We start from the raw sequence: 13,890 nt of genomic DNA on the forward strand, positions 1-13,890 counted from the left end.
TCAGCTCATCCAATAACTTCACATCCAAGCCGCCATACGGCAGCTGCTTCTCTTTCGTGGTCACTGTCTTGTCCTTTCATTTCAGTGATCCACACACAAACTTTCTGACACGCTCCCGCCGCATCGCGTAAACCGCCGTCAGGGGCGTGAGACTTGGCACTTATTCACGCACCGTGAGTGCGACGCGGCTCATCTCCACATGCGCAGGGGTTTCGAACAAGCCTTCGATCCTACTAAAATTCTTTTCCACCAAAGCCACCAATTCGTCATTTCTTATATTGCCGGTCGCGATCACCAGCAAACGGCGAGGGCTCCCTTCAACATTCGCGTGATAAGGAAATCCGCGTCCTTCGTAACCACCACTGCCCCTCCTGATCTGCGATGGCACAGATCGTGTCATCCGTGGTGCGGTTCCCAGCAGGCAAATCGAACGTGTGCACGGCGTTGTGGCCCAGCTCACACAGCCGTAGCGCCAACCGTCGCGGCAATTGCGCATCAATGATGAACCTCACGATGCCAACGCAATGCTCGTTCGCGTCCTTGCGAGTTGTGTCGCATACGCGAGGCAAGCACGAAGGTCCTCGCGTTCTAGATCCGGATAATCAGCCAAAATCTCATCCTCCGCCATGCCCGAACTCATCAACTCCAGCAGCATCTCAACCGGATAACGAAGGCTTCGAATGCAGGGTTTACCATGGCAAACGGCCGGGTCTGTCGTGATGCGCGCCATGAGATTCATCGCAACATCATCGATCAGAGGATGACGTCGGTCAAGCGGGCGAGCCGCGCAGCGCGCGCTACGCGCGCGAGTTTAGGTTTAGGGTGTAACGTTTAAGGGGAGGCGGGAGGCGAACGAGGCCGCGACTGCGTCGCCCGCAATTTGCCCACGGAAGATACGGAATTCACGGAAGAATCCGGAGGAGAACCACGAAAAACACTAAATACACGAAAGGGGCGAAGGCGGACGGCTCGGAGAGCCGTCGCTACCTGGCGGTCGGGACGACCGCCGCTACCTCCGACTCTCAGCTCTCAACTCTCAGCTCGCCGCAACGCGGCGCCTACGACCGCCGCTACCGTGCTCTAGCCTCTCGCCTCTGCCCTCTAGCCCTCCCTTTCACTTTAACTTTCACCTTCAACTCGCGCGAAGCGCGCCCTAGAACGCATACGCGGCGCTCACGCCGTAGCGGGTGCGCTGCTGGCCGCGGCCGGGGTCGTCGGAGGTCACGCGGTCGCGGTCGACGCTCGCCGAAAACGACCAGTGCGGGGTCGGCAGCCAGGTCAGCGCCGCTCCCGCCCGCACCGTCGTCTCATCCGCATCCGCCACGCCGCGTCGGCCCTGCAGCTGCGAGGGCTCATACGTGACCGAACCCGACGCGACCATCAGACCGCTCAACGCATGCTGCACGTTGACGAACAGCCGGCTCACACGCGTGTCGCTGTATTTGGCAACGTTGGACGTCTCCTCCAGCGTATAAACATAGCCGCCCGCCAAGAAGGACCGCGGCGCGTAATCGTATTTCGCGGAAAACTCCGCATACAACCCGCTCGTGCTGCGCTCGGACGCGCGGCTGCGCCACTGCTCGCCGAGCCGGCCGCTGAGGTTCAGCTTCCGCGCGACCGCGTAATCAACGCCGCCGATGATGAAGTCCGTGTCCTTGTTCTTGAACGCCCCACCCGTCCGGTAATCGATCGCCTCGCGGCGGTATTCGACGACCGCCTTCAACTCCGGCAGCACGTCGTAGCTGCCGGCGACGCCCAAGAGGTTTTCGTTGCGGTTCAAGTCGGCGGCGAGGACGGCGTTGTCGTAATCGTAATTGACGCTGCGGACCTTGATCGCGCCGCCGAATTTCGGGAGCGGATTGGCGGCGAGGCGCGCGTTGAGCTCGTTGCGCTTGTAGGACTGGTTGGTGTTGACCGGCAGGCCGGCCAACAGCGACTCGGGGTTTTTCGCGATCTGGTAATAGTCGCTGAGGTCGATGTTCGTCTTCGGCGAAAACGCGTGCGCGAGCCGCGCCATCAGCTCGTGACTGTCGAGGGTCTGGTCGCCGGGCCGGTCGACGACATGATCGACCGACAGCGTGTAGGCGAAGGCCGCGAAAGTCTGGTCGGTGAGCGAGCCGGCATATTCAAATTTTGGCGACGCGTTGTAGACCATGCTCCCGATCGCGCCGGTCTGCGCGCCGAAGATGTTGCTGTCGTGCGACACACCCGCGCGGAGCGAGACCTGCCAGTCCTTCTTCTGCTCCGGCTCGGGCAGCGGGGCATACACGGCGCGCGCAGGCAGCGCCGCGAGCAAACCGGACACGAATAACACGCGCACGAAGTTCATCGGTTGAAGGGAGGCGGGACGCTAGAAGTGCCCGCAGAGCCGAAGCAATTACTTTTCCCCCGGCGGCGGCAGGGCCGGATTGAGCAGGACGTAGAGGTTGTCGGCGAGCTTCTGCGGCGCGCGCAGCGGAAACTCCGCCGGCAGCACACCCGTGAGCAATCCGGCATACACGCGGCCCCAGTCGCCGAAGCGGTTCGTGATCGCGCCGAGCGCGCCGGGCTCGAGCGGGCGCGCAGCGAGCTCCGAGAAAAACGGCCGGTCGAGCGTGCGCGGCGTGAGCAGCAATTCGCCGATCGGCTGCTCGAGCGCGATCGCGTGGAAATCGCGCAGCTTCGCCGGCTGCGACCACACGCGCAGCCCGCCATACCAGGCGACGCCGGCAGGGACGTCGGCCATCGCGCCGAACCGCTCCGCGCGATCGCGCCGCTGCAGCTCCTCGCGCATGCCGATGAACAGACTCGGGAAATACGGCGGGTACTGAAAATGCAACCGCGGCGGCTCGAGGGCGTCGCGGAGCAGCGGCAGCGCCTGCGCGAGCAGCAGCACCGCGGCGGTGAGCCGCGGCCAGCGGCTGAGCGTCTCGTTGCTGCCGAGCAGCACGAAGAAGAAGCCCGCGCCGAACACGATCACGAGCGGGGCGAGCCAGCCCGACGCGAGCCGCTCGCTCTCGCCGGAATTCAGCGCCGCCTGCGCGAGCAGCAGCACGCCGAGCGACCCCGTGAAAATCCAGCGCAGGCGGTTCGCGGTCGGCGAACGAAACGCATACAGCCAGCCCGCGACGAAGAAAGCCAGCAGCACCAGCGCCCCGCCCGACCAAAGACGCGACTGCACGTCCTGTTGCAGCGCGGTGAGCGTCTTGTTGCCCAGTTTGGGCAGCGAAATCGCCGGCGCGTCGGCGGCGAGGGTGTTGCGCACCGTCGCGGGCTCGGCGGTGGGATCGCCGGCTTTCAACGCGACATTCTGCGCGGCGAGCGCGACGGGATGGCCGGCGACGGCGAGATTGCGCGCGACCCACGGGCTGGCGACGATGGCGAAGCCGGCCGCGACCAGCAGCGCGGCGGCAAAGCGGCCGCGCCACCCCGCGTAGCCGAGCGCGACGAGGACCAGCGCGCCGGCGGCGTATTCAGAAAGAAACAACAACCCGCAGGCGGCGCCGAGCGCCACGCAGCCGAGCCGCGCGCGGCGGCGGTCGCCGGCGTCGAGCGCGCGATCGAGCCGCGCCCAGAACCAGAACGCGGCGACGGCGAGCAGCATCGGCAACGGCGCGCCGGTGAGCGTGACGGTCTGGCGCCAGATTCCGGCGGAGACGAACAGCGCGAGCAACGCGAGCCAGGCGGTGCGGGTGTCGAAAAGCCGGCGCGCGAGGTCGAACGCCAGCCACGCCGTGAGCCAGAGCAGGACGACGTTGAGCCCGAGGAGAAAATAGTCGGCGGCGAAACCCGCCGGCGGCGCGGCTGGCGAGGCAAACAGGGCCGCGCGGGCCGACTCCGGCAGCAGGCGCAGCGCGCCGCCGAGCGCGAGCGAATAGAGCGGCGCGTAATAGAGCTCCGGATACGGACGCGCGGGGTCGAAGCGCTGGCCGCGGGTTTCCAGAAACGCGGCGACCTGCGGATAATTGACGCGAGTGGTGAAGCCCGCGCCGGCGGCGAGCTGGCGGCCGACGTCGGCCTGGACGAGCGTCGTTTCGCTGGTGGCGCCGTGGAACTGCGTCCACGCGACGCGTCCCGACAGCACGAGCAGGCCGAGCAGGACGGCGGCGAGCCGGATCACGCGCGCGCCTGCCCCCATTTCCAGCCAGTGAATCAGCTCCTGGGCGGTACGAAGGCGCGGCATTGCGGGGGCGGCGGGGAAACGAGGGGAAAGACGGACGGACGGCGCGGAGTTCAGTCCGTGACGTCGAGTTCCGGCCACTGCGCGATCTTGCGGTGCAGCGTGCGGCGGCTGACGCCCATCAACTCGGCGGCCCGGGTGCGGTTGCCGCGGGCCTTGATCAGCGCTTCGCGCAGCAGGCGCTTCTCGTTTTCCTCGACGGAAAGCGATGCGCCGGCGGCGGGGGCGGACAAGGCGGAGGGCCGGTCGGAGACCTGCCCTACGGTCGGCGCGAGGACGGCGTCGCGGTATTTCGGCTCGAGATCGTATTCCGTGAGGCTGCCGCCGCGGCGGAGCACGACGGCGTTTTCGGCGAAATTGCGCAGTTCGCGGATGTTGCCCGGCCAGGCGTAGGACTTGAGCGTGTTGACCGCGCCCGGTTCGAGCGAGAGCGGCGGCACGCCATTTTCGTCGGAGAACACCTTGATGTAATGCGCGAGCAGCAGCGGGATGTCCTCGGGGCGCTCGCGCAGCGGCGGCATGGTGATCCGCACGACGTTGAGCCGGAAGAACAGGTCCTCGCGGAATTTTCCCTCGCGCACCTGCTGTTCGAGATTGCGGTTGGTGGCGGCGACGAGGCGGACGTCGAGCTCGAGCGATTTCGAGCCGCCGACGCGCTCGATGGCTTTGGTTTCGAGGAAGCGCAGCAGCTTCACCTGCGTGGACGCGGAGATCTCGCCGATCTCGTCGAGGAAGAGCGTGCCGCGGTCGGCGGATTCGAAGCGGCCGATGCGGCGCTCGCTGGCGCCGGTGAACGCGCCGCGCTCGTGACCGAAGAGCTCGCTCTCGAGAAGGTTTTCGGAGAGCGCCGCGCAGTGGACGGCGACGAACGGCCCGCGCGCGCGGGGGCTGGCCTGGTGGATGGCTTGGGCGATGAGCTCCTTGCCGGTGCCGGACTCGCCCTCGATGAGGATGGTGGCGCGCGACGGGGCGACGAGCTTCACGCGCTCGATCACGTCCTGGAGCTTGGGCGAGTTGCCGATGATGCCCTGGAAATTGAATTTCTCGTCGAGCCGCTCGTGGAGTTGTTTCACCTCGACCTCGAGCGTGCGGGTCTTGAGGGCGCGCTGGATGAGGACCTCGAGTCGTTCGATGTTGACGGGCTTGGTGAGGAAATCGACGGCGCCGCGCTTCATGGCCTCGACGGCGGTCTCGATGTTGCCGTAGGCGGTCATCATGATCACCGCGGGGCGGTTGGGCAGCGCGAGGGCCTTGTCGATGACCCGCAACCCGGATTTGCCGGGCATGCGCAGGTCGGTGACGATCACGTCGAACGGCTGCGCGTCCATGAGGTTGAAGGCCTCGTCGGAGTTGGCGGCGACGGAGACGTCGTAATTCTCGATGAGTGCCTGCTGCAGCCCCTCGCGGGTGTGCTTCTCGTCGTCGACGATTAAAACGCTCGGCACCATGGCTCAACAAACTAGCGGGCCGAAGGCCGCGAGTTGAAGGTTAAAGTTGGCGCGCGCGCGGCGCGCGAGGGAAAGTGGGCGCTGCGCGCGGTGTTGCCCACGGAATACACGGAAAGCACGGAAAGATCAGAAGTTTTTAAACCACGAAAAACACGAAATACACGAAAGGGGGGCGGAGACGGGAGAGAACCGCGAGGCGGGCTGTCGCGCGGCGCGCGAGTGAAAGGGAAAGGGATCCGAGGGTAGAGGCGAGAGGCGCGAGGCGGGCCGCGCTGCGGCGAGTTTAGGTTTAAAGTGTAAAGTTTAAGGGATGGCGGTCGGGACGACCGCCGCTACCTGGCTCTGGGCTCTGGGCTCTGGGCTCTGGGCTCTGGGCTCTGGGCTCTGGGCTCTGGGCTCGCCGCGGCGACGCGGCGACGCGGCGCCTACGACCGTCGCTACCGGGCTCTCAACTCTCAGCCTTCAACTCTCAACTCTAGGCTCTCAGCTCTCAGTTGTTCCGATCGCTGCCCGAGGGGCACCCGCTCACGTCACCCTTCCGCTGCGCTGCAGGGCCGCACTTTCGGTGCGACCATCTCCGCCTCCCGGCTTCGTCTCAGCTCGCCGCGCCGCGGCGGAGCGCTACTGCGCCTGTTCGGGCGCAGTCGTGACGAGGCGGCGGGCGACGGGGGCGAGGCGGCTGAGCATCAGGCTCGGCGGCGGGGAGGCGTCGACGAGGTCGAGGAATTTCTGCCGGCGGCGAACGAGGATTTCGCGCAGCTGCCCGGTCTGCTCCGGGGTGAGATTCAGATCGCGCGTGTTCCACTCCATCCGCAGCGGCACGACGACGATGCCGAGCATCTTGTAGAGCGGCTGCTGCTGGAGGTTGACGATTTCGTTGAGCGTGAGCGGGGTATCGCGGTCCCAGTTGGCCGCTTCCTTCGCGCGACGGTCGGCGTAGTATTTGATGATGTCGTCGAACTTCGTCGCCTGTTCCGCATTCAGGATGCCTTTGATTTCCTGATCCATCTCGTAGTCGATCTGGGAAAGGCGTTCCCGGAAGGATTCGATCTGCGGACGCAGCCGCTCGATCTCGGCGGCGAGTTCGGCGGGGTTGGGATCGTTCTTCCTGGTCGTCGCCTGCGCGGCCGGTTTGGACGGAGACATTTCGCCGAGGACGGCGGGCGGCTTGGGCACCTTGCAGGCGTTTCGCTCGGTCCAGATGCCGGCGGCGAAGCCGGCGCCGATCAGAACCACGGTGAGCAGCGCGATAAGGATCCGTTGCTTCATCTGAAGTCGCCGACTTTCTGCGCTTCGAGCGCGATCGCCTCCCAGCCCGCGAGGTTTTGCGCGGTCTCGGTGGCGGTGCGGTGCGTGTGCACGAAAAAGATCGCGCCCAGACAAACCGCGGCGGTGGCCACGCTCACCAGACACTGGCTCGCAAAGGTCGGCGCGACGGTCCGGGCGGCGCTGACCGCGCGCGCGGCAAAGCCGGGGCGCAATTGCGCCGCGGCGTGCAGGTGCAACGCCTGCCAGGCATGGGTTTCAGGTTTCATGGGGAGGTTGGTAAAATTGACGGAGTTTTTCGCGCGCGCGGTGCAGGCGCGCTTTGACGGCCATCACGCTGGTGCCGGTGGCCTCGGCCATCTCGACCTGGCTGCGGCCTTCCTGGGCCATGGCCAGCAACGCACGGTCCTTGGGCGGAAGCTGTTGCAGCGCGTGCCGGAGCGCGTCGAGCTCCTCCGGATCGACCGCGCCGGGCGGCTCGGGGATGTTTTCGTGTTCCGCGGCGAAGGGGGTGAAGATCCGCCGCAGTTTCTGACGCCGCAGGTGGTCGATGCACGTGTTGCGCGCCAGGCGGAACAGCCACGCTTCGAACTGAGCCACGTCCTGCAACCGGTGCAGCGCGCGAATCATCTTGATGAAAACCTGTTGCGCGAGGTCCTCGACCGCATCCGATCGCCCCGTGATCGCATACACGAAACCCGCGATCCGCCGCTGGTAATTGAGCACGAGCGTCCGCTGGGCGGTTTCGCTGCCCGATTGGGCCTGGCGCACGAGCTCGCCGAGGGCGACTGCAGAGGATTGATCCGAGGGGGAGCATGCCTGTGCCTCGCCTGACGAAGAGACTGTGGGGAAGTTGCGGATTTGCCCTTCATCCCGAACTCGCGCGCGGCCTGCAACCTTTCTTCTCGGCCGCCGTCACACGACGCTCATGAAAATGCCCGTGCGTCCGGCCATCGGCCTCGTCGTGTTCGCCCTCGCCTGGTGCGCCGGCTGCAGCACGCCCCGCGACCGCGAGTTTGCGGAGGCAGCGAACTCCCCGCCGGTGGCGATGGCCGGCGCGACGCGCTTCTTCGACGGCAAGGTGCTCGTATCCGCCACGCTCGGTCGAGCCGCGCGGCCGCACCCCGAGGGATCCGGCGGGCGCGACGGCAGCGGCCAGCGTTGGCGCCGCGGCCGGCCACCGGGCGGGATGAGCGGCGGAATGATGGGGCCCGCCGGCGAGAGGCGGGACGACGACGTGCCAACGCCGCGCCTGCGGGTCGCGGGCGGCCCGCACCTGACGTTGCGCGTGACGCTGAAAAACACCTCGCCGGCGCCGTTGACGATTCAGATTCGCGACGTGAATTCCGATCTCGGCAACTTCGTCGTGCGGCCGGAACGCGTGGAGCTGGCCCCCGACCAGGCGGTGGAGCTCGAACCGATGTCGTCGGAGCTCGGCAACGTCGTCGGCGACATCCCTGTGCAGATCAGCCTGCGCGCGGAAAACAAAATTGAATCGAACTCGTTGGTGTTGAAACCCGAGGCGGACGCGCTACGCGCGAGTGACAGTGACAGTGACAGTGAAAGGGAAAGTGAAAACCTTCGGAAACGCTGAAAAGCTGAAACGCTGACATGCTGAAAGGATGGCGGTCGGGACGAGCGCCGCTCTCGCAGCCAGTTGAGAGCTGAGCGTCTAGAGCTGGGAGCCGGAATTCCAAACCACGAAGGGGCGCGAGGGAAAGTGACAGTGAAAGTGACGGAGCCGGGGAGCGGAGATGGGACGCGCTACGCGCGAGTCGAGAGCCTAGAGTTGAGAGCTGAGAGTCGGAATTCCAAACCACGTTCCGAGCGAAGCGAGAAGCCTGACAAGACACGAAACACACGAAAGGGATTAACCGCGAAGGGACGCGGAGAAGCGTGAAGGGAGCGAAGGACGACGGATCTGAACCACGGATTGCACAGATTGCACGGGCCGGGCGGCGCTTGGTCCGTCGTGATATGCGTGGACCGAACTCAGGACGGCTCGGAGAGCCGTCCCTATCTTTGATCGATCTTCGCGGAGCTTCGTGTCCTTCGCGGTTTCCATCATGGCGATCGGGACGATCGCCGCTACCGGACTCTCAACTCTAGGCTCTCAGCTCTCAACTCGCCGCAGTGCGGCGTTACTCGCGCGACAGCGCGGCCAAGCGCGGACCGAACTCAGGACGCGTGGGGACACGCGTCCCTACCTTTGATCGACCTTCGCGGAGCTTCGTGTCTTTCGCGGTTTCCATCATGGCGATCGGGACGATCGCCGCTACCCAGCTCTCAACTCTAGGCTCTCAGCTCTCAACTCGCCGCAGCGCGGCGTTACTCGCGCGACAGCGCGGCCAAGCGCGGGCCAAACTCAGGACGCGTGGGGACACGCGTTCCTACCCTTGATCGATCTTCGCGGAGCTTCGTGTCCTTCGCGGTTTCCATCATGGCGATCGGGACGATCGCCGCTACCCGGCTCTCAACTCCAGGCTCTCAGCTCTCAACTCGCCGCATCGCGGCGTTACTCGCCGCAGCGCGGCGAAGCGCGCAGCGGCGACTTGCTCCGCGCGGGATGCAGCACAAGCTTCACGGTCAACCTGCCGCCTGCGTCATGTTCCTGCGTCTCCGTTTTCTCATTACCTGGCTCGTCGTTCTCGGCGCGGCGTCGTTCGCGCGCGCGGAGGAGTCGCTCCGCACGCCCTCCCCTTTCCTGCCGCCGGCGGGCGCGGCCCAACCGGGCGGCGCGGCGAAAGAGGACGCGGCGTTCCAGCTTTCCGGCATGACCGTCGTCGGCCGCGACACCCTGCTGAGCATCACGCGGATGGAGGACAAACGCAGCCAATGGATTCCGGTCGGCAAAACGGTCGCCGAGATCACCGTCGTCAGCTACGATCCGAAAACCGAACAGGCGGTCATTCGCGTCGCGGGCCGCGAGCACCGGCTGACGTTGAAAAAAGCGAGTGTGCAGCCGGCGCCGGCGCAGCCCGCGACCGTCCCCCCGCCCGCGGAGCACAAGCCGGCGCCGACCGCGCCCACGAAAGAACCCGCGGCCGTCGTGCTGCCCCCGATGACGCCGCAGGAGGAAAAGGAAATGGAGGCGCGGATGCTCGTCAGCGATTTATTGGAAATCGGACAACAGCAGCGGCAGGCCTACGCGGAGGCGCGACGCAAAGCCGCGCAGGAAAAGGCGCAGCGGGCGCCGGCCGAAGACGAGGCGAAAACCGCCGAGACGAAGCAGTAGTTTGTCGCGCGGGCGACGATGCTCGCGGGCGCTCGTCCGCGGCGCAGTTTCGCCTTTCTCCGGCATGAGGCGCGTGCTTGGGTGAGTGCGCATGAAACTCCTGATCACCGGCATCTGCGGCTTCGTCGGCAGCACGCTCGCGCGCGCTTTCGCGGCGGCGGGGACGCGGCACCAGATCGTCGGCCTCGACAATTTCATCCGCCCCGGCAGCGAAACGAATCGCGAGGAGTTGAAACGACTCGGCGTGACGCTGCACCACGGCGACTTGCGCGCGGCGAGCGATCTCGAGACATTGCCCGCGGTGGATTGGCTGATCGACGCGGCGGCGAATCCGAGCGTGCTCGCGGGCGTCGACGGACGCACGAGCTCGCGTCAACTCGTGGAGCACAATCTTTCCGGCACGGTGAACATGCTGGAGTTCTGCAAGCAGCACCGCGCGGGCTTCATCCTGCTGAGCACGAGCCGCGTGTATTCGATCCCGCCGCTCGCGGCGCTGCGCGTCGAGGCGGTCGACGGCGCGTTTCGTCCCGTGGCGGACGCGACGCCGCCGGGGCTGACGGCGGCGGGTGTGGACGAAAGCTTTTCGACGGCGGCGCCGGTGTCGCTGTATGGCGCGACAAAGCTGGCGTCGGAAGCGCTCGCGCTGGAATACGGCGCGAGCTTCGACCTGCCGGTGTTCGTCAACCGCTGCGGCGTGCTGGCCGGCGCGGGCCAGTTCGGGCGCGCGGACCAGGGGATTTTTGCGTTCTGGCTGAACAGCCACCTGCGCCGGCGGCGGCTGGCGTATATCGGTTTCGGCGGGCACGGTCATCAGGTGCGCGACTGCCTGCATCCGCGCGATCTCGTGCCGTTGTTGGAAAAGCAATTTGCGGCGCCGGCGCTCGATCCGCTGGATCGCATGGCGAACGTGTCCGGCGGGGCTGTCTCCGCGATGTCACTACGCCAGCTGACCGCGTGGTGCGACCGGCGTTTCGGCGCGCATCCGGTGGGCGCGGACGGCACGCCGAGGCCTTTCGACATTCCGTGGATGGTGCTTGATCACGCGAAGGCGACGCGCCTGTGGGACTGGGCGCCGCAGACGCCGGTGGAGACGATCCTCGACGAAATCGCCGCGCACGCGGAGGCGAATCCGCGGTGGCTGGAGATGTCGCGCTGAGCGGCGGCGCTGCGCGCTGCCGCTCAGCGCGAGTGAAAGTGAAAGTTAAAGTGGGGATAAACCGCGAAGGACACGAAGGAGTCGCGAAGCGGGGAAGCGCGTGTTGAAGGAGCAAGGTGTAAAGCTGAAGGGATGGCCGTCGGGACGACGGCCGCTACCAAACGTTAAACTTTACACTTTAAACCTAAACTCGCCGCAGCGCGGCGTTGCCTCTCGCCTCTTGCCTCTACCCTCCGATCCCTTTCCCTTTCACCTTCACTTTCACTCGGCGCGCGACGCGCGCCTCCTCATGCCCGCTCCGCTCACGCTCTACTCCGTCATCATTCCCGCCCGCGACGAGGAGGCCTCGCTGCCTTCTACCGTTGCCAGTATCTATGAAACGCTGACGGCGGAGAACGTGCCGCACGAGATCGTGGTGGTCGACGACGGCAGCCGCGATGCGACGTGGACCGTGCTGCAGCAGCTGCGCGAGAACTATCCGACGCTCGCACCCACGCAAAACACCGGCGAGCACGGCTTCGGCCGCGCGGTCGTGTGGGGGCTCGATCACAGCCGCGGCGATGCGGTCGTCATCATGATGGCCGACGCCTCCGATTCGCCGGTGCACGCGGTGCATTACTGGCGGTTGTTGAACGACGGCTACGATTGCGCGTTCGGCAGCCGTTTCGTGTCGGGCGGAAAGGTCATCGATTATCCGCGGCTGAAACTCTTCGTGAACCGGCTCGCGAATTTCTTCGTGCGCGTCGGCTTCAACATTCCGCTCAACGACACGACGAATGCGTTCAAGGCCTATCGTCGCACGGTGATCGACGGCTGCCGGCCGTTTCTCGCGCCGCATTTCAATCTCACGGTCGAGATTCCGTTGAAGGCGATCGTGCGCGGCTTCAGTTACGCCGTGATTCCGATCTCGTGGCAGAACCGCAAATACGGCGAGGCCAAGCTCAAGATCAAGGAGATGGGCAGCCGGTATTTCTTCATCTGCGCCTACGTGTGGCTGGAAAAATATTTCAGCCGCGGCGACTATCGGAGAAGATAACGCCTTCCCTGCCGCGGCCGGGACGCGCTTTGGGAAACCCCGGGCGGGAAAAGCCTTGTTCAAGCTGCGGTCGCTCGTTCACTTCGACCCTTTCCATGATCTATCTCCTTGGAGGCTCCGGTTACGTCGGTTCCGCCTATCAGGCGCTGCTCGCGCGCAAAGGCATCCCTTTTCGCAATCTTCGTCGCGCCGAACTCGACTACACTAATCCGGCCGTGCTCGCCGCCGCGTTGAAGGCGGACCGGCCCGAATTTCTGATCAACGCCGCCGGCTACACCGGCAAGCCCAACGTCGATGCCTGCGAGCTGCACAAGACCGAGTGCCTGTTCGGCAACGCCGCGTTGCCCGGCCTCATCGCGCAGGCCTGCGCCGACGCCGGCGTGCCGTGGGGGCATGTGTCCTCCGGCTGCATCTACACGGGCGCGCGGCCGGACGGCTCCGGTTTCACCGAGACCGACGCGCCGAATTTCACGTTTCGACAGAACAACTGCTCCTTCTACAGCGGCAGCAAGGCGCTCGGCGAAGAGGTCCTCGCCGGCAAACCGGACGTCTATATCTGGCGCCTGCGGATTCCGTTCAACGAAGTCGACAATCCCCGCAATTACCTGACGAAGCTGATGCGCTACAGCACCCTGCTCGAGGCCACGAACTCGATCTCGCAGCTCGAAGAATTCGTCGCCGCGACGTTTGCATGCTGGGAGCAGCGCGTGCCTTTCGGCACGTATAACGTCACCAATCCCGGCCAGGTGACGACGCGCGAAGTCGTGGAGCTGATCAGGAAGACGGGCGTGTCGGACAAGGCGTTTTCGTTTTTCGCGAACGAAGCGGACTTCATGCAGAAGGCGGCGAAGACGCCGCGTTCGAATTGCGTGATGGATTCGTCGAAACTCGCCGCCGCCGGCATCCGCCTGACGGAAGTCCACGAAGCGGTGGAACGCGATCTCCGCCGGTGGCGGCGGGAGGGAAAGTGAAAGGGAAAGTGAAAGGGAAAGGGAAAGTGAAAGTGAAAGGGAGAGCGAAAGGGAGACCGGAGGTGAGAGGCTAGAGGCGAGAGATCGTTGAGGGTCGCCGGGCTGCGGCTCCCGATCGCCATTTCAAGCCATGGCCGACGGAACGATGGTTCCCCACTTTCACCATCACTTTCACTTTCACTCTTCAGCCGGTATCCACTACCCTCCCACCCCTTCCTCCCGCTCCAACTTTACCTCCACTCATGCACGAGACCGACGCGCTGCGGAAATTTGGCGCTTATCAGAAAGCGCTCGAACTCTTCGATCTCGTCGTCGCCGATCTGAATTCGTTGAGCGACCGACCCGGACTGCAGCGATTGATCGCCCAGCAATTCGCCAGCGCCGACTCAATCGCGGCGAACATCGAAGAAGGTTTCGGCCGCGGCAGCCGGAAAGAGTATTGTCAGTTCCTGGTGATCGCTCGCGGATCTGCCCAGGAGACGGGCGGGCGCTACGGTCGGATGAAACACTGGCTGCCCGAGTCGCTCGTCGAAGCCCGCATCGCCCTCTGCGGAGAAATCATTGCCATCCTGTCGCGCTCCATCACGACCCTGCGCCGCACCGCTTAGTCGTTCCCCCA

14 protein-coding genes are annotated in these 13,890 nt (G+C 65.4%); 6 read left to right on the forward strand and 8 right to left on the reverse strand.

Features of this window, described 5'->3' with window-relative positions:
- Positions 1-317 precede the first annotated feature (317 nt).
- The 8 genes from AC6RV7_RS00005 to AC6RV7_RS00040 all read right to left on the reverse strand — a co-directional run bounded on the left by AC6RV7_RS00005 (position 318) and on the right by AC6RV7_RS00040 (position 7,644).
- On the reverse strand, positions 318-512 hold the full coding sequence (locus tag AC6RV7_RS00005; RefSeq protein ID WP_500091825.1) for a DUF5615 family PIN-like protein: 195 nt from the start codon (positions 510-512) through the stop codon (positions 318-320).
- The gene (locus tag AC6RV7_RS00010; protein WP_500091826.1) at positions 509-739 is read right to left on the reverse strand and encodes a DUF433 domain-containing protein; all 231 of its coding nucleotides are present in this window, start codon (positions 737-739) and stop codon (positions 509-511) included. Before AC6RV7_RS00010 ends, AC6RV7_RS00005 begins: the two co-directional genes overlap by 4 nt.
- 414 nt (positions 740-1,153) lie before the next feature.
- Positions 1,154-2,329 (reverse strand): hypothetical protein, encoded by a 1,176-nt coding sequence (locus AC6RV7_RS00015; RefSeq protein WP_500091827.1) that lies wholly within the window; start codon positions 2,327-2,329, stop codon positions 1,154-1,156.
- Positions 2,330-2,377: 48 nt separating this feature from the next.
- Entirely contained in the window at positions 2,378-4,162 is a 1,785-nt protein-coding gene (locus AC6RV7_RS00020) for an ArnT family glycosyltransferase (protein WP_500091828.1), read from the reverse strand.
- A gap of 50 nt (positions 4,163-4,212) precedes the next feature.
- The gene (locus AC6RV7_RS00025) at positions 4,213-5,607 is read right to left on the reverse strand and encodes a sigma-54-dependent transcriptional regulator (protein ID WP_500091829.1); all 1,395 of its coding nucleotides are present in this window, start codon (positions 5,605-5,607) and stop codon (positions 4,213-4,215) included.
- Positions 5,608-6,228: 621 nt separating this feature from the next.
- A complete protein-coding gene (locus tag AC6RV7_RS00030) occupies positions 6,229-6,876 on the reverse strand; it encodes a hypothetical protein (RefSeq protein WP_500091830.1) in 648 nt (215 codons plus the stop codon).
- Complete coding sequence (locus AC6RV7_RS00035) at positions 6,873-7,142, reverse strand: hypothetical protein (RefSeq protein WP_500091831.1); 270 nt, start codon at positions 7,140-7,142, stop codon at positions 6,873-6,875. The genes AC6RV7_RS00030 and AC6RV7_RS00035 overlap by 4 nt, the downstream gene beginning before the upstream one ends.
- Entirely contained in the window at positions 7,132-7,644 is a 513-nt protein-coding gene (locus tag AC6RV7_RS00040) for an RNA polymerase sigma factor (protein ID WP_500091832.1), read from the reverse strand. Before AC6RV7_RS00040 ends, AC6RV7_RS00035 begins: the two co-directional genes overlap by 11 nt.
- 157 nt (positions 7,645-7,801) lie before the next feature.
- On the opposite strand from AC6RV7_RS00040, the gene AC6RV7_RS00045 reads away from it, so the two are divergent.
- The 6 genes from AC6RV7_RS00045 to AC6RV7_RS00070 all read left to right on the forward strand — a co-directional run bounded on the left by AC6RV7_RS00045 (position 7,802) and on the right by AC6RV7_RS00070 (position 13,879).
- The gene (locus tag AC6RV7_RS00045; protein WP_500091833.1) at positions 7,802-8,467 is read left to right on the forward strand and encodes a hypothetical protein; all 666 of its coding nucleotides are present in this window, start codon (positions 7,802-7,804) and stop codon (positions 8,465-8,467) included.
- Positions 8,468-9,478: 1,011 nt separating this feature from the next.
- Positions 9,479-10,108: a hypothetical protein gene (locus AC6RV7_RS00050; RefSeq protein WP_500091834.1), complete on the forward strand. Its 630-nt coding sequence runs from the start codon at positions 9,479-9,481 to the stop codon at positions 10,106-10,108.
- A 91-nt stretch (positions 10,109-10,199) separates the two neighbouring features.
- Positions 10,200-11,264 carry an NAD-dependent epimerase/dehydratase family protein gene (locus AC6RV7_RS00055; protein WP_500091835.1) on the forward strand — a complete coding sequence of 355 codons (1,065 nt, stop codon included), beginning with the start codon at positions 10,200-10,202 and terminating at the stop codon, positions 11,262-11,264.
- Between the two features lie 289 nt (positions 11,265-11,553).
- Positions 11,554-12,300, forward strand: a complete 747-nt coding sequence (locus AC6RV7_RS00060; RefSeq protein ID WP_500091836.1) for a glycosyltransferase family 2 protein — start codon at positions 11,554-11,556, stop codon at positions 12,298-12,300.
- A 95-nt stretch (positions 12,301-12,395) separates the two neighbouring features.
- Positions 12,396-13,271 (forward strand): sugar nucleotide-binding protein, encoded by an 876-nt coding sequence (locus AC6RV7_RS00065; RefSeq protein ID WP_500091837.1) that lies wholly within the window; start codon positions 12,396-12,398, stop codon positions 13,269-13,271.
- Positions 13,272-13,513: 242 nt separating this feature from the next.
- A complete protein-coding gene (locus AC6RV7_RS00070) occupies positions 13,514-13,879 on the forward strand; it encodes a four helix bundle protein (protein WP_500091838.1) in 366 nt (121 codons plus the stop codon).
- Positions 13,880-13,890 lie beyond the last annotated feature (11 nt).

The sequence above is a fragment of the Opitutus sp. sgz309028 genome (assembly GCF_059821195.1).

Coding starts and splice junctions, on each gene's coding strand:
- AC6RV7_RS00010 (WP_500091826.1), bottom strand. CDS start 739: ATGAATCTCATGGCGCGCATCACGACAGACCCGGCCGTTTGCCATGGT.
- AC6RV7_RS00015 (WP_500091827.1), bottom strand. CDS start 2,329: ATGAACTTCGTGCGCGTGTTATTCGTGTCCGGTTTGCTCGCGGCGCTG.
- AC6RV7_RS00020 (WP_500091828.1), bottom strand. CDS start 4,162: ATGCCGCGCCTTCGTACCGCCCAGGAGCTGATTCACTGGCTGGAAATG.
- AC6RV7_RS00025 (WP_500091829.1), bottom strand. CDS start 5,607: ATGGTGCCGAGCGTTTTAATCGTCGACGACGAGAAGCACACCCGCGAG.
- AC6RV7_RS00030 (WP_500091830.1), bottom strand. CDS start 6,876: ATGAAGCAACGGATCCTTATCGCGCTGCTCACCGTGGTTCTGATCGGC.
- AC6RV7_RS00035 (WP_500091831.1), bottom strand. CDS start 7,142: ATGAAACCTGAAACCCATGCCTGGCAGGCGTTGCACCTGCACGCCGCG.
- AC6RV7_RS00045 (WP_500091833.1), top strand. CDS start 7,802: ATGAAAATGCCCGTGCGTCCGGCCATCGGCCTCGTCGTGTTCGCCCTC.
- AC6RV7_RS00050 (WP_500091834.1), top strand. CDS start 9,479: ATGTTCCTGCGTCTCCGTTTTCTCATTACCTGGCTCGTCGTTCTCGGC.
- AC6RV7_RS00055 (WP_500091835.1), top strand. CDS start 10,200: ATGAAACTCCTGATCACCGGCATCTGCGGCTTCGTCGGCAGCACGCTC.
- AC6RV7_RS00060 (WP_500091836.1), top strand. CDS start 11,554: ATGCCCGCTCCGCTCACGCTCTACTCCGTCATCATTCCCGCCCGCGAC.
- AC6RV7_RS00065 (WP_500091837.1), top strand. CDS start 12,396: ATGATCTATCTCCTTGGAGGCTCCGGTTACGTCGGTTCCGCCTATCAG.
- AC6RV7_RS00070 (WP_500091838.1), top strand. CDS start 13,514: ATGCACGAGACCGACGCGCTGCGGAAATTTGGCGCTTATCAGAAAGCG.